The following is a 21,346-nucleotide window of genomic DNA, read 5'->3' on the forward strand; positions in this document are numbered from 1 at the left end:
CCCGGTCAGACGAAGCAGTCCCGTGGAGGCCCCGCATGCAGGCATGGCAAGTGCACGAGAACGGCGAGCCGAGCGAGGTGATGCGCCTGGCGGAGGTGGAGCGGCCCGTGCCCGCGGACGGCCAGGTGCTGCTGCGCGTGCGCGCCGCCAACATCAACTTTCCGGACGCGCTGCTGTGCCGGGGCCAGTACCAGGTGCGCCCGCCGCTGCCGTTCACGCCCGGCGTGGAGATCTGCGGCGACACCGAGGACGGCCGCCGGGTGATCGCCAACCCCGCGCTGCCGTACGGCGGTTTCGCCGAGTACGCCCTCGCCGACGCCCGTGCCCTGCTGCCGGCCCCCGCCGCGCTGGACGACGCCGAGGCCGCCGCACTGCACATCGGCTACCAGACCGGCTGGTTCGGCCTGCACCGCCGGGCTCACCTGGAGGCGGGCGAGACCCTGCTGGTGCACGCCGCCGCCGGCGGTGTCGGCAGCGCGGCCGTCCAGCTCGGCAAGGCGGCCGGGGCCACCGTGATCGGTGTCGTCGGCGGCGCGGACAAGGCCGCCGTGGCCCGCGAGCTGGGCTGTGACGTGGTGGTCGACCGCCGCTCCGAGGACGTGATCGCGGCGGTGAAGGAGGCCACCGGCGGCCGGGGCGCGGACGTGATCTACGACCCGGTGGGCGGCGAGGCCTACGCCCAGTCCGCCAAGCTCGTCGCCTTCGAGGGCCGGATCGTCGTGGTCGGCTTCGCGAGCGGCACCATCCCCAGCCCGGCCCTCAACCACGCGCTGGTGAAGAACTACTCGATCCTCGGCCTGCACTGGGGCCTGTACGCCACCAAGAACCCGAAGCTCATCCTGCGCTGCCACGAGGAGCTGACCGAGCTGGCCGCCCGGGGCGCGATCAAGCCGCTGGTGAGCGAGCGGGTGCCGCTGAGCGGGGCGGCCGCGGCCGTGCAGAAGGTGGCGGACGGCCGGTCCACCGGCCGGATCGCCGTGGTGATGGAGGGAGCAGCATGACCGACGCCGAAGAACTGCGCCGCCGCACACGGGAGTTGCTGACCCAGCATCCCCCGGCGAGCACCGACCGCCTCGACTTCCTCAGGGCCCGCTTCGACGCCGGCCTCGCCTGGGTGCACTACCCGGAGGGCCTCGGCGGACTGGGCGCGCCCCGCCACCTGCAGGCCGTCGTGGACGCCGAGCTGGAGGCCGCGGGCGCCCCCGACAACGACTCACGCCGCAACGGCATCGGGCTCGGCATGGCCGCGCCGACCATCCTGAAGTACGGCAGGGAGGCGCAGAAGCAGCGCTATCTGCGCCCGCTGTGGACGGGGGAGGAGGTCTGGTGCCAGCTGTTCAGCGAGCCCGGCGCCGGCTCCGACCTGGCCGCCCTCGGCACCCGGGCCGTGCGGGAAGGCGACACCTGGGTCGTCAACGGGCAGAAGGTGTGGACGTCCGGCGCGCACAACGCCCGCTGGGCCATCCTCATCGCCCGCACCGACCCGAGCGTGCCCAAGCACGCCGGCATCACCTACTTCCTCTGCGACATGACCGACCCCGGCGTCGAGGTCCGGCCGCTGCGCCAGATCACCGGCGAGGCCGAGTTCAACGAGGTCTTCCTCACCGACGTCCGCATCCCCGACTCCCGTCGCCTCGGCGAGGTCGGCAACGGCTGGCGGGTCGCCCAGACCACGCTCAACAACGAACGCGTGGCCATCGGTGGCATGCGGCTGCCCCGCGAGGGCGGCATGATCGGCCCGGTCGCCAGGACCTGGCGCGAACGCCCCGAGCTGCGCACCCACGACCTGCACCAGCGCCTGCTGAAGCTGTGGGTCGAGGCCGAGGTCTCCCGCCTCACCGCCGAACGCCTGCGCCAGCAGCTCGTCGCCGGCCAGCCCGGCTACGAGGGCTCCGGCATGAAGCTCGCCTTCGCCCGCCTCAACCAGGAGATCAGCGGTCTGGAGGTCGAACTCCGCGGCGACGAAGGCCTGTTGTACGACGACTGGACCATGCGCCGCCCCGAGCTGGTCGACTTCACCGGCCGCGACGCCGGCTACCGCTATCTGCGTTCCAAGGGCAACAGCATCGAGGGCGGGACCAGCGAGGTCCTGCTGAACATCGTCGCCGAGCGGGTCCTCGGCCTGCCCGCCGAGCCGCGCACCGACAAGGACGTCGCCTGGAAGGACCTGGCCCGATGACAAAAGCGCCGGACCTGCTGTACTCCGAGGAGGAAGAGGCGCTGCGCGCCGCCGTCCGCGACCTCCTCACGGACCACTGCCCGCCCGCGGACGTCATCGCCCGCGTCGAGTCGGACACGCCGCACGACCTCGCCCTGTGGAAGTCCCTCGCCGAGGGCATGGGCCTGGCCGGGCTCCTGGTGCCCGAGGAGCAGGGCGGGCAGGGCGCCTCCGCCCGCGAAGTCGCCGTCGTCCTGGAGGAGTTGGGGCGGGCGGTCGCTCCCGTCCCGTACCTCACCAGCGCCGTCGTCGCCACCGAGGCCCTGCTGGCCTGCGGTGACGAGGAACTGCTGGGGCGGCTGGCCTCCGGGCGCACCATCGGCGCCCTCGCGGTCGGCCTGCACTCGGCTCCGGGCGCCGACTTCAAGGCCGTACGACTGGAGAACGGCACTCTGCACGGGGAGTTGACCGGCATCGCCGACGCGGTCGTGGCCGACGTCCTGCTCGTCCCGGCCGAGGACGGCGGCCTGTACGCCGTGACCGCGGACGCCGCGACCGTCACCTCGCAGATCTCCCTCGACCTGACCCGGCCGCTGGCGACGGTACGGCTGGACGGCGCGCCCGGCCGGCGTATCGGCGCCGCCGAACCCGCCGTACGCCGCGCCCTGCGCGCCGCCGCCGGACTGCTCGCCTCCGAGCAACTCGGTGTCGCCGACTGGGCGTTGACCGAGACCGTGCGCTATCTCAAGGAGCGCAAGCAGTTCAACCGGCCGGTCGGTGGCTTCCAGGCGCTCAAGCACCGGCTCGCGCAGCTGTGGCTGGAGGTCGTCAACCTGCGGGCGGCCGCGCGTGCGGCGGCCGACGCGCTGGCCTCCGGCGCGGACACGGATGTCTCGGTCGCCGTTGCCCAGGCCTACGCCGCCCCGGTCGCCGTCCACGCCGCCGAGGAGGCGCTGCAGCTGCACGGCGGCATCGGGATGACCTGGGAACACCCGATCCACCTGTATCTGAAGCGGGCCAAGGCGGACTCGATCGCCTACGGCACGGCCGGTGCCCACCGCGAGGCGCTGGCCGGACTGGTGGACCTCCAGGCACCCTGACCCACCCCGAGTGAAGCCCGCCCCACCTGGGGCGGGCCATTCCGTGCGCATGCTCCGCGGAAGTGAACAATGCGCCAACTCCCCGCGAGAGAAGGTCTCTTCGGTGGTGAGGCCACGCATACTCCCTTCGGTCCCATCCGGCACCTCAAGGGAGGCAGAGCATGGCCCTCACCACCCGTCGCAGAGCCCTCACCACCCTCGGCGCCGCCCTCGCGGGCGCGGTCGCCCTGCCCGCGTCGCGGGCCCGGGCGGGCACCGCACAGCGCGGTCCGCACCCGCTGTGGAACGCCCACGCCCACAACGACTACGAGCATCCCCGCCCGCTGTTCGACGCGCTCGACCACCGCTTCAACAGCGTCGAGGCCGACATCTTCCTCGTCGGTGACCAGCTCCTCATCGGGCACGACAGCTCCGAGCTGGACCCGTCCCGCACCCTCGAATCCCTCTACCTCGACCCGCTCGCCGCCCGGGTCCGGGCCGAGCACGGTTCGGTGTACCGGGGATGGCGCAGGCCGCTGCAGCTCCTGATCGACATCAAGACCGAGGGCTCGTCGACCTACCTCGAACTCGACCGCCATCTCCGCCGCTACCCGCACCTGTTCACCCGGTACGCGCACGGCCGGGTGCACCCCGGGCCGGTCACCGCCGTCATCTCCGGTGACCGCGCCGCCCGTATCCCCATGGAGGCGCAGGACGAGCGGCGCGCCTTCTACGACGGCCGGCTCACCGACCTGGGCAGCACTGCCCCGGCCACCTTCATCTCGCTGATCAGCGACAACTGGACGCAGAACTTCACCTGGTCGGGCGAGGGCGCGTTCCCCGACGCCGAGCGGCTCAAGCTGCGGAGCACCACCGCCGCCGCGCACGCGCGCGGGCAGCAGGTGCGGTTCTGGGCCACCCCGGACGCCGCGGGACCGGCCCGCGACGCCCTGTGGACGGAACTGCTCGCCGCCGGCGTCGACTACCTCAACACCGACGACCTGGCCGGCCTGGAGAACTTCCTCGACGCCCACCCCGCCGCGTAACACCACACGTTCGGGGGACACGTCAGCCGCCCGGACGAACCCTCCGCTACGCCACACTTGCGGCCGAAACGCCACCCAAGGGGCGTGGCGGAGGAGGTTCTGGTGATCATTCCCGTCTCTGCGGTCGTGCTGCTCCTGATCCTGGCCGTGATCTTCATCCGCAACTGCTCGCTGAAGATCTCCCACGCCCTGGTCTGCATGCTGCTCGGCTTCTTCCTGGCCGGCACGAGCATGGCGCCCACCATCCACAGCGGGCTCATGACGACCGCCGACCTGGTGAGCGGTCTGCGGCCCTGAGATCAGCCGGCCGAGAAGACCCCGACGCCGTTCGCGACCGCACGCTCGGCGCCACCGCTCGGATGGTTGCGGACCGTCACGGCGCCGGCCCCGTCGTCGCGGGTGACCAGCTCCGTCGAGCCGCCGCCGTCGAGGTTGAAGGCGGCGGACGCGCCCAGCGAGCGCATGGTGTCGGCCTCCTCCGCGACCGTCATGCCGGTCCGGTACTCGGCGGCTCCGTCGAGCGCCAGGATCAGCAGTTGCCGTCCGCCGCGCTTGAAGCCCACGACCGTGCGCACCGCCGAGGTGTGGTCGTCCAGGCCGGACAGCGCCTTGCCGTGCTCAAGGACCGGGAAGCCGCCGATCGCGAACGCGTACGGCACCCCGGACGAGGCCGCCACCAGCCGGTGCGTCACGCTCACCGCATCCCCGACGGAGAGCTTGCGCAGCCGCTGCGCACCCTCCTCGCGGCCCACCAGGACCGTGGTGCCCGCCGAGATCGGGCCGCTGCCCGGGGTGTCGGAGGCGGAGACCACCCGGCCGCCCCGCACCCTCACCTCGTAGGTGTCGGTGCTGCACGGCGCCGACCGCTGGGCATCGGTGCCGCACACGGCGCGCATCCGGGAGACGCTGCCCCAGCGTGCGGTGAAGGCGCCGACGGAGTTCTCCGGGAGCGCGTACTGGTTCAGGCCCTTCAGCGGGATTGTGCCGTCCGGCGTGTGCACGCTGCCGGAGAGGGAGAGGCGGTCCAGCCGGGCCCGCCGGTCGGTGCCCACACCGAAGACGTCCCGCGTGCTCGTGTCCGGCGGCAGCGCGGGCCCGAAGCGCTGGCCGTTCGGCACCGCCGCCTTGAGCACGTGCCCGTCCGCGATCGCCGGTCCCACGCTCGCGCCGGTGACCGCCACGCCCGGATGCTGGGTCTCGGTGATGTCGAAGAAGTCACCGTTGACCCCCGCGACCGCCCCGGCCGAGTCGGCCATCCGGGAGACGGTGGCCCGGGCCGCCACCGCGCCCGGGTACAGCAGGTCCACGCGGACATGCGGATCGGCCAGGTCGACCGTGAGCAGATGGGCGTGTGCCGGGCCCGCGGCCGCGTCGACGTCGAACTGCCGGTAGGTGATGCCGGGCGCGATCCGCTTGCCGTCCGGGGCGGCGCCGGCCGGTGCCGCTCCCGCCAGGGCCGCACCGGCCAGCACACCGAACGCCGTGACAGCCGTGAGAACCGCTCTGCCCGCTGCCGAACGCCTGTGACGTCTGATCACCATGCCCCCTGATGTCTCGTCAACTGTCCCTGCCGTACGGGTCGTCGTACGGGTCGTACGGGGCAGTGCACCAGAGGGCGGCGAGCGGCGGGCCGACTAGGCGTCGACTACGCGAGAACGAGTGAGAAAACGCACCCCCTCGGGTGCCTCCAGCGAGAAGCCGCTGCCCCGTCCGGGTACCACGTCCACGATCAGCCGGGTGTGGCTCCAGGCCTGGTACTGGCTCCGGGACATCCAGAAGGTCACGGGCTCGGCCACACCGTCCACCGTCAACTCCGCCAGCAGCACGTCCGAGCCTCCGGTGCGGAACTCGCCGTCCGGGTAGCACATGGGCGCGCTGCCGTCGCAGCAGCCGCCGGACTGGTGGAACATCAGCGGACCGTGCTCGGCGTGCAGCCGCCGCACCAGGTCCGCGGCCTCGGGGGTGAGTTCGACGCGCGGGGCTTCCTCAGCCATGGGTCACCCTCCTGAAGGGCCGGTGCGCGGGACGTTCGACCCGGCCCAGTCTCACGGATCGTCACCGGGCCGTCCAGAACGCCTCGTCGACCCGGCCGACCGGGGGCAGCGATGGCTGAGCACGCTCACCACCCGGCCGCCCGGATCCCGCACGAAGACGGGCGCGGTGCGGACCTCGGTCATCAGGCTGAGCTGCACGGCCGGGTTCTCTGCGGAGGCGGGCGTCATGATCCAGCCGTGGTTCATGACCTCCTCCAACCCCAGCGCCCCATAGAACTCGGCGCTCTGCGGCAGCGCGGTCGACTGGAGGACGGGGGATGCGTCGGGGGTTCCCGGCCGGGCGATCCGGCCCATGTCCGCGCCGCGGCAGCGGGGTTGGACACGGTGCACCGCCCGCGCCGCCCGAACCGCAAGCGCCGCAGGCGGCGTTGACGTGCCCGGTGCCGGGCCGCCGGACCCCGCCTGCGATCATCCTCGGATGCGAGAGATCGACGAGCTGGTCCGGGTGGACGATCCCGCGTGGCCGGAACTCCGGCAGGCCCTCGCCACGAGCACCGTACCGGTACGGGTCCTGCCCGCCGACCCCGACGAGGGCCGGCGCTGTCTGCTGCAGCTCCAGGTCACCGCGCGCTCGGTACTTGGAGCGCTGACCCTGCACTGCGGCGGGCTCGTCCTGGACGACGGATGGGTACGGGTGTACGGCGCGGGCTCGGCCGCGAGCGGGCTGCCGAGCCTCGGCCGGGTCAACGCCTTCCCCGAACGGCCCGACCCCGCCTGGTACCCGGCGGACGGGCTCGTGGTCGGCCATGATGTGCTCGGCGGGGTGTTCTGCCTCAACGGCCACGACCCGGCCCGCGCCGGGCGCCCGGGCGCGCCCGGACAGATGACGTACTTCGCGCCCGACACCCTGGAGTGGGAGGCGCTGGACATGGGGCACTCCGCCTGGGTGTGGTGGCTGCTGTCCGGCCGGCTGGAGACCTTCTACGACGGCCTGCGCCGGCCGGGCTGGCGCGAGGAGGCGGCGGCCCTCGACCTCGGGCAGGGCATCACCGTCTTTCCGCCCCTGTGGACCGAGGAGGCGCACCGGGATCTCGCCGCGACCAGCCGGCGGGCCGTGGCGATGCGGGAGGTCCTCGGCGTCGCCGCCGACTCCGCCCGGCAGCTGGGCCCGGCCGACCCCGGCTTCCTCGGCGAGGTGTGAGCCCGCGGGGCGGTGTCTCACCCGGTGACGCGGAGCCTGCGCATCAGCAGCGCGTACATGGCCGAGGACACGATCAGGCCCGTCGGCAGGGCCAGGTCGATGCCGCCCAGGGCGGACGCCACGGGCCCGGTGTAGGCGGTGTCGACGCACACCGCGGAGGCGGCCACGCCCGCTCCGAGTGCCAGCACTCCCGCCCAGTTGAACCCGCCCGTGTACCAGAAGGGCCCGGTGCGGGACTCGTCGCCGAGGGCGAGGCCGTCGTAGCGGTTGCGGCGCAGCAGGGTGTCGGTGGCGTAGACGGCCGTCCTCGGGCCGAGCAGGACCACGGTCAGCTGCAGCACATTGCCGACGGTGTCGAGGAAGTCCGAGACGAGCAGCGCGTACAGGGTCAGGGCGACGGAGACGGTGCCGTCGACGAGCACGCTGCGGGAGCGCCGGATGCGCAGACCGACGGCCTGGAGGGCGAGACCGGCGCTGTAGGCGGTCAGCGCGTTGAGGGCGATGGTGCCGAGGACCGGCGCGAGCAGGAACAGCGGGCGGAACCAGCCGGGGAGCAGCCGCTGGAGCGAGGACTCCGGGTCGTTCATGTCCACGGCGGTCGCGGCGAACGCGCCGATGCCGCAGACCAGGACGCTGGACAGAAAGCCGCCGAAGGCCGTCCAGCCCGCCACCGCCTTGGCGGACACGGTGCGGGGCAGGTACCGGGAGAAGTCCGCGCTGGTGGTGTACGACAGGGGCCCCGAGGCGATGAGGGCGACGCCGGCCAGCAGGGTCGCCCACAGGGCGGTGCCGGTCAGCGGCCGGTCCGGGACGTAACCGAAGTCGGTGTGCCGCACCACCACGAAGCCGACCACGGCGAAGACGGCGGTCAGGGCGAGGGTGATCGGCACATAGAGCCGGATGATCGCGGCATGGCCCCAGACGCTGATGGCGAGGGTGATCGCCGCGATCAGCACCACGACGACGGCCTGCACCGCGGTGTTCACCGGCAGACCGGTCCGGGCGACCAGCGAGAAGGCCGCCGTCGCCGCCGTGGCCAGGTTCAGCGCGAAGTAGCAGACGGAGATCATCCAGCCGGTGACCGCGTTGTTGACCCGGTTGCCGAGTACGCCGTACATGGTCCTGGTGATGACCTCGCTCGGGGCGCCCGCCGCCGGTCCCGGGATCGCCAGCAGCCCGGTGAGCAGCCAGAACAGGTTGCCGACGAGGTTCACCGCGATCGCCTGCCACAGGCTCAGGCCCATCAGCACCAGCGCGCCGCCGACGACCAGGCTGAGGTAGTTCACATTGGCGGCGGCCCACACCGAGAACAGCTCGCGGGGACGTCCGCGCCGCTCGGAGTCGGGGATGTGGTCGATGCCGTGCGCCTCGATGCCACCGGCCCGCTCGCGAGGGGGGCGGTGGGCTGAGTGCCCCGAAAGGGCGGGGGCTGTGTCTCATGTGCGGCTACCGCCGTCCGCGGCGACGTCGTGGCTGGTCGCGCCCGGCGCAGCGCGGCACGCTCAGCCGAGCGCTCAGCGGCGGGTACGCCCTTCGCGGCGGGCGCGGCGGGCCTCGAACAGGAGGGGCAGCATCGACAGGGCGACGACCACGGCGACCAGCGGCAGCAGGTAGTCCTCGAGATGCGGGACCGACGTGCCGAGGCTGTACCCGGCGAGGACGAGCAGTTGCGACCACAGCACCCCGCCCACGGCCTGCCAGAGCGTGAAGGTCCGAACGGGCACCCCGAGGACACCGGCCACCGGGTGCAGCACCGTCCGCAGCAACGGCACGAACCGGCCGATGACCAGCGCCTTCCCGTGGCCGTAGCGGGCCAGCAGCTCCTCGGCCCGGGCGGCCGCCGCCTTCACCCGGCGGCTGGAGGTGCGGGCCAGCAGCGCCCGTCCGCCGTGCCGCCCGATCAGATACCCGACCTGCCCGCCCACCACCGCGCCGACCGCCGCGCACAGCAGCACCTGCCACAACGCCAGCCGGGGCGGCTGCTGCGCACTTCCGGCGCACAGCACACCGGCCGGCAACAGCAGGGTGTCACCGGGCAGGAAGAAGCCGACGACCAGCAGACCGGACTCCGCGAAGATCACCACCAGGACGCCGAGCGCGCCGAAGGCGGCCAGCACCGAGGCGCTGTTCAGCGGATTGACGGCTATCACCTGGCCGCGCCTCCCGGCCTGCTCGCAGGGCTGCTCGCTGCTAAGCATCGCCCGGCCACTGCGAAAACGCCCGCCCCGGCACCGCACCCGGGCGTCCTGCACGTGGGCGCAGCAGTTATCGAGACACGATGTCTGCATGGAAGCGGAATGTATCGATATCGTCGCCGCGTACACTGACGTCGTGCCGAAGCTGTGGAACGAGACGATCGAAGAGCATCGCCGCGCCGTCCGGGAAGCGGTGCTGGAGACCACGGCCGCACTCGTGGCCGAGCAGGGTCTGCGCGGGGTGACGATGTCCCGGATCGCCGAGCAGAGCGGCATCGGCCGGGCCACGCTGTACAAGTACTTCCCGGACGTCGAGTCGATCATGATGGCCTGGCACGAGCGCCAGATCGCCGGGCACCTCGATCAACTCGCTGAACTGCGTGACCGCGCCGGCACGCCTGGCGAACGGCTCGCCGCGGTCCTGGAGGCCTACGCGCTCATTCAGCAACAGCGGCACGGCCATGGAGCGGAGTTCTCTGCGCTCCTGCACCGAGGCGACCATGTGGCGCATGCCGAGCAGCATCTCCATCGCTTCGTACGGGGCCTGTTGGCGGAGGCGGCGGAAGCGGGCGAGGTGCGGGGCGACGTCAGTCCGGACGAGCTGGCCGGATTCTGTCTGCACGCCCTCGCAGGGGCCGGTGACCTGCCGTCCAGGGCTGCGGTGCGGCGGCTCGTGGCCGTCACCCTGGCGGGCCTGCGGCCGTAGGCCGACCGGCGCGGGGGACTGCCAGGGCCTGTCCGGCTTCCAGACCGGCCATGCGGACAGGCTCACTGACCGGGGCGGACGTGTGCACGGCTCCTTCGTCCGCCCGGCCGGAGAACACCGAGTGTCTCGGCCGGCGAAGCGACTCGGTCCAGGGCCGCCACTTCGTGCACCCGGCCATTGCCCCGCCGTTCAGCACGTCCATGGGTGGCGGTCAGGTGAACCGCCGTGGACGTCACGTGTGTCGATCCCGGGACGAACCGAGCCGAGGCATGCGGTGGGTCAGGAAGGACCTGCCCCGCCGGATGCCCGCGCGGCCCAGGACGACGTGGCCGCCTATGAAAAGGACCTTCAGCGCGATGAGGGCCAGGACGCCGCCCGCGGCCCAGCCCGTCCACGACGGGACGGTCAGCGCGGCCCCGGCCACGCCGAGGTGCAGGGCGACGACGAGTGCGCCGACTGCCAGGAGGCCGGCCACCCGCGCGGGCCCACGAAGCTGCCGCTTCCCGCCCTCGGCCGGCCGGATCGCACCGGACGCCTCATCGGTGGCGGGCGCCGGGGGAGCCGGCGCGCGCCGCCAGGTGACCGTCAGACCGTCGCGCCGGCCGATCGTTTCGAGGCGCATGGTGATCCCCGTCCGGAGTCGTCGCAGGGCCTGCTCGTCGGCGGCCTCGACGCGCAGTGTCAGCGCGTCGGGTCCCGCTTCCAGATGCCACGCGCCCTCGCCGAAGCGCACGGTTCCGTGGGTGTCGGACCACTGGACGTGGCGAACGTCCGGCATCCGGCCGCCGCCATGCCCGGCCGGTGACTGATGCCGCATCCGGCGCATCATGGCGGTGTGGCGGCAGAGTTGGACGAGGTACCGGCTCGCGCGGTCCGTCGCGATCCGGGCTTCGGCGGTCGGCATGGCATTCCTTGTCTCGGACACCCCGCGGATGTCAGATCCTGGTGAGGGCGGCCAGCCAGGCCCGAACGCCCGTGGGATCGGTGGTGATGTCGATCGTGGCCGGTTCGATCGAGTCGACCCGCCAACCGCCGGCGAACGTGGAGGTGATCTCGTCCCTCGTCACCCGCCGCGGCCCTTGGTCGCCGGGCTGCCGGTCGCTGAAGCAGAGCATGAAGTAGCGGCCACCCGGCCGTACCGCGGTGCCCAGGCTGTCGGCGAAGGCGGTCCGGTCCTCGTCGTCGAAGATGTGGAAGAGCCCGCAGTCGAGCACGGTGTCGAACAACTCCCCGAGATCGCTCAGCCTGCGGGCGTCGTGGTGCAGGAAGCGGGCGGCGAGGCCCCGCCGGCGCGCCTTGTCCTCCGCGGCCCGAAGGGCCCGGGACGCGAGATCGACGCCGGTGGCGTCCAGACCCCGGGCGGCGCACATGAGCACGTGCTCCCCGGTTCCGCAGCCGACGTCCAGCACCCGGCCCCGGATGGCCCCGGCGTCGGCGAGTGCGAGGAACGCGGGCTGAGGCCGGCCGATGTCCCACGGTGGTGCGCTGGCGTACATGTCGTCGGGGCGCGCCCATGGCGTGCCGGAACCGGCATGGGAGTACGGGCTGGACACGTGGCTGTCCTCCGTCGCGGTTGATGGTCCGGGGCGTGCTGCGGTCTCTGCGGAGCAAGCTTTATCGAGACAGAGTGTCTACGTCAAGTCGATGTGTCGCGAAAACAGAACCCGCGGAGCGGATGAACCCAAGGAACGGAAAAGCCGTCAATAGACACGTCGGCAATCCCCTGATCCAGCGAAAGGCTTCCCGTGCCCTGGTACCGAAGACGACGGTCGCGCATGCTCATCGCTCTCGTGACGGCCGTGACCGTCGTCGTGATCGTCGCGGTGACGATCGCCCTGACGGTCACGACGTACGATCACACGTCGCCGCGCGCCGCCCGGGACAAGGCATCGGGAACGGTGGCTGCCGGAGCGGTCGACTGCCGCAAGGCGAAGTGCGTGGCCCTCACCTTCGACGGCGGCCCCAGTCCGACGACGCCCGGGCTGCTGGACATCCTGAAACGGGAGCACCTGCACGCGACGTTCTTCGTGCAGGGCGAGGGGCACATCGGGAAGTACCCCGAGATCCTCCGTCGCATCGCGGCCGAGGGGCACGAAATCGGCAACCACACCTGGAACCACAAGATCCTCACGCAGATCGACACGGCCGATGCCCGTCAGGAACTGACCCGCACGCAGGACGCCATCGAGAAGATCACCGGCACCAGGCCCGTCCTGATGCGTCCGCCGCAGGGCCGCACCAACCGTGACGTGGCCAAGATCTGCAAGGAGTTGGGCCTGGCACAGGTCCTGTGGAGCGTCACGGCCAAGGACTACGAGACGACCGACTCGGCCCTGATCACCAGGCGGGTGCTCGACCAGACTCACCGCGACGGCATCATCCTGCTGCACGACCTGCACAAGGGCACCGTGCCCGCCGTCCCGGGGATCATCAAGGCGCTCGAACAGCGCGGCTACACGATTGTCACGGTGTCGCAGCTCCTCGCCCCGGCCAAGGCCCAACCGGGGATGGTCTACCGGCCCTAGTCAGGCTCGGAAGCCGGCACAGTGCGGTCGCCGGTTCGCGTTCCGCCTCACAAGGAGCTCTGATAATTCACCCGAACGTCGCTGAAAGCTGCCATACCGTGTCGAGCTGCATACGATCTTTCGCATGCCGCAGGAATCGGCCGGCCGCCTGGAGAGGCGTACGCCGGCCCTTGCCCTCCTCGTGGGCCTGGCGCTGATGCTCATGGCCCACGTCGTCTCCTGCGCCCTGCACCATGCCGACGCCCACTCGCATACCGTGGCGGAGAGCATGGCGATGACGAGTGCGGCCCCGAGCGCCGGCGCCCCGCCGCTCGGATCCGACGCCGCGGCCCGTTCCGCGGACCACGACGCCGGTGACCACCCCGGCCACGGCACCGCGTGCTGCGACCCGGCCGACCGGCCGGCCGACCTGCGGGGATCCTCGGCGGCCCTGATCCTGGCGATGCTGCTGCTCGTCCTCATCCGGACCGGCCGCACGGGCGACCTGCTGCTGCCCGGCGCACCGCCGGGAGGGTCGGGCCCGGAACCCCCGCCGGACTCCGGCGGACTGCATCTGCTGCGCCTCGTCTGCGTCAGCCGTACCTGACAGAGCTGCCCCGGCCGTGCCCCGAGGGTGATCCCCGGAAGGGTCACGCCGCCGGGCCCTGCGCATGCTCCGTACGGCACACACGACGGCCCATGGCAACCACGGGCCGCAGAAGGACGACTCCATGAGCACAGCTCTGCGCGGCATCTCCTCGCGCGACATCAGCTCCTTCCTCGCAGCGCACGAACTCCCCGAACCGGCCGGAGCCCCGCGCCGGTCGCCGGCCGGCATGGTCGGCAACACCCCGGTCCTGTGGGTGGGCGAGCCCTTCAATCCGCCCGGGCGTGGCTTCTGGGCCAAGCTGGAGAGCGCCAACCCCGGCGGCCTCAAGGACCGCGCGGCCCTCAACATGGTCGCTGCCGCACGCAAGCGCGGCGATCTCGCACCGGGCGCACCCGTGATCGAGTCCACCAGCGGCACGCTCGGCCTCGGCCTCGCCCTGGCCGGCATCACCTACGGCCACCCGGTCACCCTCGTCACCGACCCCGGCATGGAGCCGCTGATGGTGCACCAGCTGGGCGCACTCGGGGCGCATGTCGAGGCGGTCACCGAGCCGCACCCGGTGGGCGGCTGGCAGGAGGCGCGCCGGCAGCTGGTACGCGCGCTGCTCGCGCGCACCCCTGCGGCCTGGTGCCCCGACCAGTACAACAACCCGGACAACGTTGCCGCGTACGCCGCCCTCGCCCTGGAACTGATCGTCCAGCTCGGCCGGGTCGACGTCCTGGTGGCCGCCGTCGGCACCGGCGGTCACTCGGCGGGCGTCGCCCGTACGCTGCGCACGTTCAACCCGCAGCTGCGCCTCGTCGGCGTCGACTCGGTGCGCTCCACCGTCTTCGGCCAGCCCGCCGGCCCGCGCCTGATGCGCGGCCTGGGCAGCAGCATCCATCCCGGGAACGTCGACCACGCGGCCTTCGACGAGGCGCACTGGGTGAGCCCTGGCGAGGCGGTGTGGACCTGCCGCCGGTTGGCCCGCGGCCACTACGCCAGCGGCGGCTGGAGTGTGGGAGCGGTCGCCCTCGTCGCGAACTGGATCGCCCGTACGCAGCCGGAGCACACCCGCATCGTGGCGATCTTCCCCGACGGTGTGCACCGCTACTGGAACACCGTCTACAGCGACGAGTACTGCCGCGCCCATGACCTGCTGGGGAGCCGGCCGGCGGCCGACCCGGACGAGATCGCGCACAGCGGTGAACGGGTGGTCGAGCGGTGGACCCGGTGCACGAACGTCGCGGTGCCGGAGGGGGTTGTCCGATGAGGCTCCTCGTCACGCAGTTCCGCTCCTTCAACGGGTGCGTCCGGCTGCTGATGGTCCAGCAGTTCACCATCAACACCGGCTTCTACATGCTGATGCCCTACCTGGCCGTGCATCTGGCGGACGGACTGGGCATGGCGGCCTGGGCGGTCGGCCTGGTGCTCGGGGTGCGCAACCTCACCCAGCAGGGCATGTTCCTCGTCGGCGGCACACTCGCCGACCGGCTCGGCTACAAGCCCACGATCATCGCCGGATGCCTGCTGCGCACCGCCGGCTTCGGCCTCCTCGGCTTCGTCGACGCCCTGCCCGCCCTCGTGGTGGCCTCGGCCGCGACCGGATTCGCGGGGGCGCTGTTCAACCCCGCCGTACGGGCCTGTCTCGCCCAGGAAGCAGGGGAGCGGCGGGTGGAAGCGTTCGCTGCCTTCAATGTCTTCTACCAGGCGGGCATGTTCGTCGGCCCCCTCGTCGGGCTGGCGCTGCTGGCCACCGACTTCCGGCTGGTCTGCTCGGTGGCGGCGGCGCTGTTCCTCGCCCTGACGGTCGTCCAGCTGCGCTTCCTGCCCGGCCATGAGGCCACCGGTTCGGACGAACAGGGCGGAGTGCTCGCCGACTGGGGCACCGTCATCCGCAACCGTCCCTTCCTGCTGTTCTCGCTCGCCATGATCGGCTCCTACGTACTGTCCTTCCAGGTCTATCTGGCGCTGCCGCTCCAGGCCCATCGGGTGGCGCCGGGTAGCGGCGACGCGGTGACCACGGCTCTGTTCGCGGTATCTGCCGCCGTGGCCGTGGTCGGACAGCTGAGGATCACCGCATGGGCCCGGGGCCGTCGGCGCCCGCAGCGTGCGATCGTCTACGGCATCGCTCTCATGGGCGCGGCCTTCTTGCCGCTGGCGCTGACGGACCTGGTGGTCGGCAGCAGGTCCGGCCTCCTGGACTGGATCCTGGCACTGCTGCCGCTGTTCACCGCGGTGGCCCTGCTCGGGCTGGGCACGGCCGCGGCGTACCCGTTCGAGATGGACACCGTCGTCTCGCTCGCCGGCGGCCGGCTCGTCGCCACGCACTACGGGCTCTACAACACCGTTTCCGGGCTCGGCATCACCGTGGGGAACCTGACCACGGGTGCGGTGTGGGACGCCGCCCATCGCCTCGGTCACCCGGAGTTGACGTGGTGGGTGCTGGCGTCGACGGGTGCGCTCTGTGCCGGCTGTGTCGCGCTGCTCGCACGATCCGGCCGCCTGAATCCCCGGCCGGAGCCGGAACCGTTGGCGGTGGCCTCGTGACAGGGGAGCACCGGCACCAGGGCTCCTGAGCGGCCGCGATGACCAGCTGAGCGGCGGGGAACGGCAGGCCCGCTCGGCGGGCCATGTCACCGAGGGCGACGACGCCGGGGACGTCGGTCTGCTGGAAGTCGTTGACCTCGACGGAGCCGTCGCCGAAGTGCCGGCGTTGATGGACGCCGACGTGGTGACGGCGGTGAGGTCGCGCGAGCGGCTCGCCGGGGCACCGCGGCACCTGCTGGAGGCCGGCGCGGCCGACGGCACGCTCCGGGCGGACCTACGGGCCGAGGATCTGGTAGCGGCCGTCGTAGCCGGCTTGCGTGCGAGGTCCGGTGCAGGCGCGGCCAGGTACTCGGCATATGTCCGGCGAGGTCAGAGGAAGTCGGCGAGCCCGTCGAGGAGGCGGGCCACGTCGTCGGTGGTGTTGTAGGGGGCGAGGCCCGCGCGCAGGGCGGGGGCTTCGAGCTTGAGCGCGGTGAAAGGTTCGTGGGCGTAGAACGACCCGGCCGGTGCCACCACGCCGCGTGCGGCCAGATGCGCCTGGGCCTCGCGGGCGTCGCGGCCTTCGATGGACATCAGGAGCGTCGGGGTGCGGTCGGCGGCCTTCGAGTGCACGGTGATGGCGTCGCCCAGGGAGTCCAGACCCTCCTGCAGCCGGGCGCGCAGCGTCAGTTCGTGCTCGTGCAGGGACTCGAAAGAGCGGGTGAGGCGCTCCCTGCGCGAGATCCCCGTGCCCGGGTCCAGCTCGGCGAGGAAGTCGACGGCGGCGGTGGCGCCCGCCAGGATCTCGTAGGGCAGTGTGCCGAACTCGAAACGTTCGGGCACCGTGTCGGGGGAGGGCAGGAGCTTGTCCGGGCGCAGGGTTTCGAGGAACTCGGGTGCCGCCGCGAGCACCCCGCAGTGCGGTCCGAGGAACTTGTACGGCGAGCAGACGAACACGTCGACCCCGAGCGCGGGCACGTCCACAAGGTGGTGCGCGGCGTAGTGCACGCCGTCCACGTAGACCAGGGCGCCCACGTCGTGGGCGCGGTCGGCGATCCGGCGGACGGGCGGCTTGGTGCCCAGCACGTTCGAGGCCGCCGTGACCGCGACCAGCCGGGTCCGGGACGTCAGGACCCGCTCGTACGAGTCGAGGTCGAGCTCCGTGGTCTCCGGGGCGATCTCGATCCAGCGGACCGTCACTCCGGCCCGCTCGGCGGCCTGGATCCAGGGGCGGACGTTGGCGTCGTGGTCGAGGCGGCTGAGGACGATCTCGTCGCCCGCGTTCCAGGTCTTGGCCAGGTGCCGGGAGAAGTCGTACGTCAGTTGCGTGGCGCTGCGGCCGTGGACGATGCCGCTCGCGGGCACGTTCAGCAGATCGGCGTAGGCTGCGCGGAAGTCCGCGACGGCGCGCTCGGCGTTGAGCTCGGACGGGCTGGCGGTTCCCCGGTTGGACAGGGGGCCGGTCAGCGTCGCGGCGATGGCGTCGGCAACGGGGCGCGGGGTCTGCGTTCCGCCCGGACCGTCGAAGAAGGCGAGCCCGGTGGCGAGGGAGGGGAAGCGGGCCCGCAGGGCGGTGAGGTCGATGGCCATGGTCTCTGTTCTGTCGGGCGGCGTGCCTGGCGTCGAGGTGCCTCTACTCTGACGGCGCTCCCGGGACACGTAAAGCGATGGATCCCGAAGCGAGAGTTCATGCACCATCTTGTTCAGCCTCGGGCAGGAACTGTTCGGTCATCCACTGGTCGCGGGCGTCGAGGTAGGTGGCGGTGGGTGCCGCGCTGACGAGGGACACATACCGGACCCGGTAGACATGTCGGACGTCGGCGTAGGCGGCCGGACCGCGTCGCTGGGCGCCGGGCAGTTCGGTGCGGTTTCGCGGGCGATCGAGACCGTCGCGGTGCGCAGTCGAGCAGGGCACATCGACCTCGTCGGCCCCGGCCGGCGCCATCCGTGTGGTCTCAGGATCCGTGTCTCGCGTGTCCGAGGTCGAGGCGTTGAGCATCCGCGCGGACTGACGTGCCGTTGCGCCGGTCGTGCAGGGTGAAGTCGGCCCGGACGGCCACTCCGGACTGCAGCAGCTTCTGGTGGACCAGGGGGTCTCGGCCGGGGTGCGAGACGACGACGCTGATGTATCCCTCGGGCAGTCCGGTCACGGCGTACTCGCCGCGCGCGTTGGTCGTGGTGCGCACCAACTGCCGGCCGCCGGTGTCCATGACGGTCACCGCGGCATGGCGGACGGGCTGCTGTTCGCCGTCGTGGACGGTGCCCTCCAGCATCGGCAACGGCTCGCCGAAGTGGTGGGGGTGGACCGGTAGCGCGGTGGGTGTGGGCGTCTCCAGGGAGGGGTCCTCCACCGGCGGTTCGGGAATGTCCTCGGGCTCGTCCTGCGCTCCCCGTCGTACGGCCATGCGGTGGTGGTGCCAGGCGTCGAGGCCCAGCAGCGCCCAACCGGCGGTGATCCACGCGCACAGCACGAGGACCGGCTTCAGCACCCCGGCGCCGTCGAAGTACAGCACTCCTCTCAGGGCGTCGACCGCGTTGCCCAGCGGCATGACGGCGTGCAGGGCCTGGAAGAACCCCGGCAGCAGCTGGACGGGGACCAGGCCGCTGGAGGGAACGCTCAGCACGACGTACAGGCCCAGACCCGCCAGGGGGAAGAAGTGCTTGACGAAGGGCGCCATGCCGAGGGAGAACGTGGCCACGGCCGTGGTGAGCAGGAAGGCGATCGCCAGGGCCGCGGGGTCGTTGGGGAAGAGGCCCAGTCCCGTGCCGACCAGGAAACCCACGGCGCTGAAGAGGCCGGCGACGCCCGCGATCGTGATCAGCTTCGTGCGCCGGTTGAAGGTCACCGCCCGCAGCAGGGTCGTGGCGAGTATGTAGCCGGGGACGTTCCAGGCGATCCCGAAGTAGACCAGGGTCGCGCCGGACCCGTCCTTGCTGACCGTGGGGGCCAAGTCCGCGACGGTGAGCTTCTGGTGGTTGTGCGCCGCGAGCTGGGTGAAGCCCTTGGTCAGCGCCTGCTCGAGAGAGGCGCCGTTGGCCTTGGCCACGTAGAGCACGGCGGCATGTCTGCCCGTGGCGGCGAAGCCTGCCACGGCGTCCCGGTCCAGCACCGCCCGGCGGGCTGCCCGGGCGTCTGGGACGGCGGTGACGTCGAACCCGCCGGGATGCTGCCGCTGCAGGGCGGTGTCGACCTTGCGTTCCACCGCGGGACCGGCGATCACGAGCTTGGCGTGGTGAGGCTGAGGCTGGTGGAAGGCCATGGGGAAGCAGAAGAGCAGGCCGAGGAAGAGTGCTGCCGGGATCGTGAGGGTCTCGACGAGGACTCTGGCCACGGATATGCCCCGGGGACGCTGGTGTTTCACAGGACCACCCCCTGGCCGCCACGGCGGGCCATGCCGCACAGCCCGCGGGGCACACGGCCGACCGGATCCCCGGTCACCCCGTGGCCGCCTCTCCGGTACCGGCGGTCGTTCACTGTTCGCGGTCCAACCAGTTTCACGGCGCCCCTCTCGGCTGCCCCGCGCCTGACCGTCGCCATGGCGCCACTTCATTAACGTACCGATCGGCACATCTACGTCTGCCTGGACCATACGCGTACCGGTCGGTACAGTCAAAGCGTGCCTCGCCCCGTCAACGCCGAGAAGCGCGCCGAGCTGCTGAAGCAGGTGGTGCACCACCTCCAGCGCCACGGCGTCGCCCAGATGTCGCTGAGTCCGCTCGCCGAGTCGATCGGCACCACCAAGCGCATGCTTCTGTACTACTTCGGCAGCCGTGAGAACTTGCTGGCCCAGGCGCTGGCCGCCAGCCGTCCCGACGCGCACGCGATGTTCGACGACGTCCGCGACAGCGCGGGACTGCGCAAGGCGGCTCATACCCTGTGGGAAGCGATGACCGTCGGGGAGCAGTCCGGGCCGGTCCGTATGCTGCTCCAGCTGCTCAGCCTGGCCGCCACCGATCCCGAGCAGTACGGCGACCTCGCGGCCGAGACCGTCGAGGTCATGATCGGCCCCATCGCCGCGGCCTACGTCCGGCTGGGTCACCCGCCACAGCAGGCGCGGACAGCGGCCACGCTCCTCGTCTCCGGCCTGCGCGGTCTGTGCCAGGACCGCTTGGTCACCCATGACGTCGCCCGCACCGACGCGGCCGCCCGCCGCCTCATCAGGGACGCAGTCGCGGCGGCCGACTGAGCTTGAACCCTGCTGCCGGCTACACGCAGAACGCCTCGCCGGCCGACGTCGACTGGCCCTCCGAGACTCCCGAGTCAGTGACCATCCGGCGCAAGGTCACAGCCAGCCGCGCTGGGCGGCGGTCAGCCCGGCCTGGAACCGGGTGTTCACCCCGAGTTGACTCATCAGGCGGTGGATACGGCGCTGGGCGGTGCGTTCGCTCCAGCCCTGGGCGCGGGCGATCGCGGCGTCGGTGAGCCCTGCCGCGAGCAGCGACACCAGTGAGCGGGTCTCCTGGTCGGGTTCGCCGGTGCCGCTCTCCAGGCTCCCCTCGGCAGCTGTGCGGCTCGTCAGGGGCAGTGGCACCGCCCGCTCCCACTCCACCTCGAAGAGCGCCTCCAGGGCCACCAGCATCGGTGAGCTCTTCACCAGATACGCCGCCAACTGACCGCCCGGCGCCGAACTGATGGGGATGATCGCGACCCGGCTGTCGCAGATCACGAGTTTGAGCGGCAGCTCGGTACGGACACGCGCCTGTTCGCCGGCCCGGACGCTGGGCAGGATGTCGTCCGCGAGGCGGCCCGGCCAGGCGACGGCGGCGCGGTCGTAGATCACGCGGTGGGCGACGCCCCGGCGCTGCCGCTTGATCTGCTCGTCGAGGTTGCTGCCAGGCCGGTCGACGTAGGGGGGCCGGTCGAAGGCCCGTATCTCGCGCTGTGCCTGGGTGGTCATGCACTGCACCGCGGTACTGACGTCGGCGCGTTCGGTGAGGAGTTCCACCGCGAGGTCCGGGCTGCTGATCCGGGACGCCTCCCGGTGTGCCTCCATCAGCCGGTGCACCTGCGACCGGGCCTCATCGAGTTGCTTCTCACGGCGGCGGATCAGCGCGGTGACAGCGATGTCGGGGGCCACCGCGGTGAACCGGGGCGGTCGACCGGTGGCCCGCGTCGCCAGGCCCTCCTTGACCAGATCGGCCAGCTGCCGCGTGGTGGAGGGAACGGAGAGTTCACAGGCGCCGGCGAGCTCCGAAGCCGTGGCCTGGGGCGTATGGACCAGCACGGCGTAGACGCGCTCAGTCTCCTGTGTCAGTCCCAGCACGTTGAATGTCATGGCCTTTTCCGCCTTCATGTCGCCTGCCCGCCGGCCGGCGGATGTCGGCCACCTTTGTTCCTGCGCCAC

General features: G+C 71.9%; 22 protein-coding genes and 1 pseudogene. 12 read left to right on the forward strand and 11 right to left on the reverse strand.

Annotated features, from left to right (window positions below; genetic code table 11):
• Positions 1 to 35 precede the first annotated feature (35 nt).
• The 5 genes from ACWCQS_RS23520 (at position 36) to ACWCQS_RS23540 (ending at position 4,580) form a co-directional block, all read left to right on the forward strand.
• Entirely contained in the window at positions 36 to 1,001 is a 966-nt protein-coding gene (locus ACWCQS_RS23520; protein ID WP_451006260.1) for an NADPH:quinone oxidoreductase family protein, read from the forward strand.
• Positions 998 to 2,179 carry an acyl-CoA dehydrogenase family protein gene (locus ACWCQS_RS23525; protein ID WP_451006261.1) on the forward strand — a complete coding sequence of 394 codons (1,182 nt, stop codon included), beginning with the start codon at positions 998 to 1,000 and terminating at the stop codon, positions 2,177 to 2,179. The genes ACWCQS_RS23520 and ACWCQS_RS23525 overlap by 4 nt, the downstream gene beginning before the upstream one ends.
• Positions 2,176 to 3,258 carry an acyl-CoA dehydrogenase family protein gene (locus tag ACWCQS_RS23530; RefSeq protein ID WP_451006262.1) on the forward strand — a complete coding sequence of 361 codons (1,083 nt, stop codon included), beginning with the start codon at positions 2,176 to 2,178 and terminating at the stop codon, positions 3,256 to 3,258. Before ACWCQS_RS23525 ends, ACWCQS_RS23530 begins: the two co-directional genes overlap by 4 nt.
• Before the next feature lie 161 nt (positions 3,259 to 3,419).
• A complete protein-coding gene (locus ACWCQS_RS23535) occupies positions 3,420 to 4,283 on the forward strand; it encodes a phosphatidylinositol-specific phospholipase C/glycerophosphodiester phosphodiesterase family protein (RefSeq protein WP_451006263.1) in 864 nt (287 codons plus the stop codon).
• 108 nt (positions 4,284 to 4,391) lie between these two features.
• Positions 4,392 to 4,580 carry a hypothetical protein gene (locus ACWCQS_RS23540; protein WP_388632984.1) on the forward strand — a complete coding sequence of 63 codons (189 nt, stop codon included), beginning with the start codon at positions 4,392 to 4,394 and terminating at the stop codon, positions 4,578 to 4,580.
• A 2-nt stretch (positions 4,581 to 4,582) separates the two neighbouring features.
• Here the strand turns inward: ACWCQS_RS23540 and ACWCQS_RS23545 are convergent, their stop codons facing one another.
• The 3 genes from ACWCQS_RS23545 to ACWCQS_RS23555 form a co-directional block, all read right to left on the reverse strand.
• The gene (locus ACWCQS_RS23545) at positions 4,583 to 5,824 is read right to left on the reverse strand and encodes a phosphodiester glycosidase family protein (protein WP_451006264.1); all 1,242 of its coding nucleotides are present in this window, start codon (positions 5,822 to 5,824) and stop codon (positions 4,583 to 4,585) included.
• Positions 5,825 to 5,917: 93 nt separating this feature from the next.
• Positions 5,918 to 6,277 (reverse strand): DUF779 domain-containing protein, encoded by a 360-nt coding sequence (locus ACWCQS_RS23550; protein WP_451006265.1) that lies wholly within the window; start codon positions 6,275 to 6,277, stop codon positions 5,918 to 5,920.
• Positions 6,278 to 6,328: 51 nt separating this feature from the next.
• Positions 6,329 to 6,631: a hypothetical protein gene (locus tag ACWCQS_RS23555; RefSeq protein ID WP_451006266.1), complete on the reverse strand. Its 303-nt coding sequence runs from the start codon at positions 6,629 to 6,631 to the stop codon at positions 6,329 to 6,331.
• A gap of 124 nt (positions 6,632 to 6,755) precedes the next feature.
• Between ACWCQS_RS23555 and ACWCQS_RS23560 the strand changes: the two genes are divergently transcribed.
• On the forward strand, positions 6,756 to 7,478 hold the full coding sequence (locus tag ACWCQS_RS23560; protein WP_451006267.1) for a DUF2625 domain-containing protein: 723 nt from the start codon (positions 6,756 to 6,758) through the stop codon (positions 7,476 to 7,478).
• A 17-nt stretch (positions 7,479 to 7,495) separates the two neighbouring features.
• Here the strand turns inward: ACWCQS_RS23560 and ACWCQS_RS23565 are convergent.
• Positions 7,496 to 8,875 (reverse strand): annotated as a pseudogene (locus tag ACWCQS_RS23565) (purine-cytosine permease family protein); the annotation flags it as partial.
• A 117-nt stretch (positions 8,876 to 8,992) separates the two neighbouring features.
• Entirely contained in the window at positions 8,993 to 9,628 is a 636-nt protein-coding gene (locus tag ACWCQS_RS23570) for a DedA family protein (RefSeq protein WP_451006453.1), read from the reverse strand.
• Between the two features lie 181 nt (positions 9,629 to 9,809).
• Here ACWCQS_RS23570 and ACWCQS_RS23575 point away from each other — a divergent pair, with 181 nt between their 5' ends.
• Positions 9,810 to 10,379: a TetR/AcrR family transcriptional regulator gene (locus ACWCQS_RS23575; protein ID WP_451006268.1), complete on the forward strand. Its 570-nt coding sequence runs from the start codon at positions 9,810 to 9,812 to the stop codon at positions 10,377 to 10,379.
• Between the two features lie 232 nt (positions 10,380 to 10,611).
• Here the strand turns inward: ACWCQS_RS23575 and ACWCQS_RS23580 are convergent, their stop codons facing one another.
• The gene (locus ACWCQS_RS23580; RefSeq protein WP_451006269.1) at positions 10,612 to 11,283 is read right to left on the reverse strand and encodes a DUF2218 domain-containing protein; all 672 of its coding nucleotides are present in this window, start codon (positions 11,281 to 11,283) and stop codon (positions 10,612 to 10,614) included.
• A 31-nt stretch (positions 11,284 to 11,314) separates the two neighbouring features.
• Positions 11,315 to 11,932 (reverse strand): class I SAM-dependent methyltransferase, encoded by a 618-nt coding sequence (locus ACWCQS_RS23585; RefSeq protein WP_451006270.1) that lies wholly within the window; start codon positions 11,930 to 11,932, stop codon positions 11,315 to 11,317.
• A 222-nt stretch (positions 11,933 to 12,154) separates the two neighbouring features.
• On the opposite strand from ACWCQS_RS23585, the gene ACWCQS_RS23590 reads away from it, so the two are divergent.
• The 4 genes from ACWCQS_RS23590 (at position 12,155) to ACWCQS_RS23605 (ending at position 16,022) form a co-directional block, all read left to right on the forward strand.
• On the forward strand, positions 12,155 to 12,904 hold the full coding sequence (locus ACWCQS_RS23590; protein WP_451006271.1) for a polysaccharide deacetylase family protein: 750 nt from the start codon (positions 12,155 to 12,157) through the stop codon (positions 12,902 to 12,904).
• A gap of 124 nt (positions 12,905 to 13,028) precedes the next feature.
• Entirely contained in the window at positions 13,029 to 13,490 is a 462-nt protein-coding gene (locus tag ACWCQS_RS23595) for a hypothetical protein (protein WP_451006272.1), read from the forward strand.
• A 124-nt stretch (positions 13,491 to 13,614) separates the two neighbouring features.
• Entirely contained in the window at positions 13,615 to 14,745 is a 1,131-nt protein-coding gene (locus ACWCQS_RS23600) for a PLP-dependent cysteine synthase family protein (protein ID WP_451006273.1), read from the forward strand.
• Positions 14,742 to 16,022: an MDR family MFS transporter gene (locus tag ACWCQS_RS23605; protein ID WP_451006274.1), complete on the forward strand. Its 1,281-nt coding sequence runs from the start codon at positions 14,742 to 14,744 to the stop codon at positions 16,020 to 16,022. Before ACWCQS_RS23600 ends, ACWCQS_RS23605 begins: the two co-directional genes overlap by 4 nt.
• A gap of 369 nt (positions 16,023 to 16,391) precedes the next feature.
• Here the strand turns inward: ACWCQS_RS23605 and ACWCQS_RS23610 are convergent, their stop codons facing one another.
• The 3 genes from ACWCQS_RS23610 to ACWCQS_RS23620 all read right to left on the reverse strand — a co-directional run bounded on the left by ACWCQS_RS23610 (position 16,392) and on the right by ACWCQS_RS23620 (position 19,333).
• On the reverse strand, positions 16,392 to 17,591 hold the full coding sequence (locus ACWCQS_RS23610; RefSeq protein ID WP_451006275.1) for a cysteine desulfurase-like protein: 1,200 nt from the start codon (positions 17,589 to 17,591) through the stop codon (positions 16,392 to 16,394).
• Positions 17,592 to 17,688: 97 nt separating this feature from the next.
• Positions 17,689 to 17,946, reverse strand: a complete 258-nt coding sequence (locus tag ACWCQS_RS23615) for a hypothetical protein (RefSeq protein ID WP_451006276.1) — start codon at positions 17,944 to 17,946, stop codon at positions 17,689 to 17,691.
• Between the two features lie 10 nt (positions 17,947 to 17,956).
• Entirely contained in the window at positions 17,957 to 19,333 is a 1,377-nt protein-coding gene (locus ACWCQS_RS23620; protein ID WP_451006277.1) for a carboxypeptidase regulatory-like domain-containing protein, read from the reverse strand.
• 285 nt (positions 19,334 to 19,618) lie between these two features.
• Here ACWCQS_RS23620 and ACWCQS_RS23625 point away from each other — a divergent pair, with 285 nt between their 5' ends.
• Positions 19,619 to 20,188, forward strand: a complete 570-nt coding sequence (locus tag ACWCQS_RS23625; protein ID WP_451006278.1) for a TetR/AcrR family transcriptional regulator — start codon at positions 19,619 to 19,621, stop codon at positions 20,186 to 20,188.
• A 96-nt stretch (positions 20,189 to 20,284) separates the two neighbouring features.
• On the opposite strand, the gene ACWCQS_RS23630 is transcribed toward ACWCQS_RS23625, so the two are convergent.
• Positions 20,285 to 21,277, reverse strand: a complete 993-nt coding sequence (locus ACWCQS_RS23630) for a helix-turn-helix domain-containing protein (protein WP_451006279.1) — start codon at positions 21,275 to 21,277, stop codon at positions 20,285 to 20,287.
• Positions 21,278 to 21,346: the final 69 nt, after the last annotated feature.

This window comes from Streptomyces sp. NPDC002076, assembly GCF_053593835.1.

What these genes read in the sequence shown, in the direction of transcription:
- ACWCQS_RS23590 (WP_451006271.1), top strand. Translation starts at nt 12,155, where the DNA reads ATGCTCATCGCTCTCGTGACGGCCGTGACCGTCGTCGTGATCGTCGCG.
- ACWCQS_RS23545 (WP_451006264.1), bottom strand. Translation starts at nt 5,824, where the DNA reads ATGGTGATCAGACGTCACAGGCGTTCGGCAGCGGGCAGAGCGGTTCTC.
- ACWCQS_RS23550 (WP_451006265.1), bottom strand. Translation starts at nt 6,277, where the DNA reads ATGGCTGAGGAAGCCCCGCGCGTCGAACTCACCCCCGAGGCCGCGGAC.
- ACWCQS_RS23535 (WP_451006263.1), top strand. Translation starts at nt 3,420, where the DNA reads ATGGCCCTCACCACCCGTCGCAGAGCCCTCACCACCCTCGGCGCCGCC.
- ACWCQS_RS23560 (WP_451006267.1), top strand. Translation starts at nt 6,756, where the DNA reads ATGCGAGAGATCGACGAGCTGGTCCGGGTGGACGATCCCGCGTGGCCG.
- ACWCQS_RS23520 (WP_451006260.1), top strand. Translation starts at nt 36, where the DNA reads ATGCAGGCATGGCAAGTGCACGAGAACGGCGAGCCGAGCGAGGTGATG.
- ACWCQS_RS23595 (WP_451006272.1), top strand. Translation starts at nt 13,029, where the DNA reads ATGCCGCAGGAATCGGCCGGCCGCCTGGAGAGGCGTACGCCGGCCCTT.
- ACWCQS_RS23610 (WP_451006275.1), bottom strand. Translation starts at nt 17,591, where the DNA reads ATGGCCATCGACCTCACCGCCCTGCGGGCCCGCTTCCCCTCCCTCGCC.
- ACWCQS_RS23530 (WP_451006262.1), top strand. Translation starts at nt 2,176, where the DNA reads ATGACAAAAGCGCCGGACCTGCTGTACTCCGAGGAGGAAGAGGCGCTG.
- ACWCQS_RS23580 (WP_451006269.1), bottom strand. Translation starts at nt 11,283, where the DNA reads ATGCCGACCGCCGAAGCCCGGATCGCGACGGACCGCGCGAGCCGGTAC.
- ACWCQS_RS23605 (WP_451006274.1), top strand. Translation starts at nt 14,742, where the DNA reads ATGAGGCTCCTCGTCACGCAGTTCCGCTCCTTCAACGGGTGCGTCCGG.
- ACWCQS_RS23525 (WP_451006261.1), top strand. Translation starts at nt 998, where the DNA reads ATGACCGACGCCGAAGAACTGCGCCGCCGCACACGGGAGTTGCTGACC.
- ACWCQS_RS23600 (WP_451006273.1), top strand. Translation starts at nt 13,615, where the DNA reads ATGAGCACAGCTCTGCGCGGCATCTCCTCGCGCGACATCAGCTCCTTC.
- ACWCQS_RS23630 (WP_451006279.1), bottom strand. Translation starts at nt 21,277, where the DNA reads ATGACATTCAACGTGCTGGGACTGACACAGGAGACTGAGCGCGTCTAC.
- ACWCQS_RS23555 (WP_451006266.1), bottom strand. Translation starts at nt 6,631, where the DNA reads ATGGGCCGGATCGCCCGGCCGGGAACCCCCGACGCATCCCCCGTCCTC.
- ACWCQS_RS23615 (WP_451006276.1), bottom strand. Translation starts at nt 17,946, where the DNA reads ATGGCGCCGGCCGGGGCCGACGAGGTCGATGTGCCCTGCTCGACTGCG.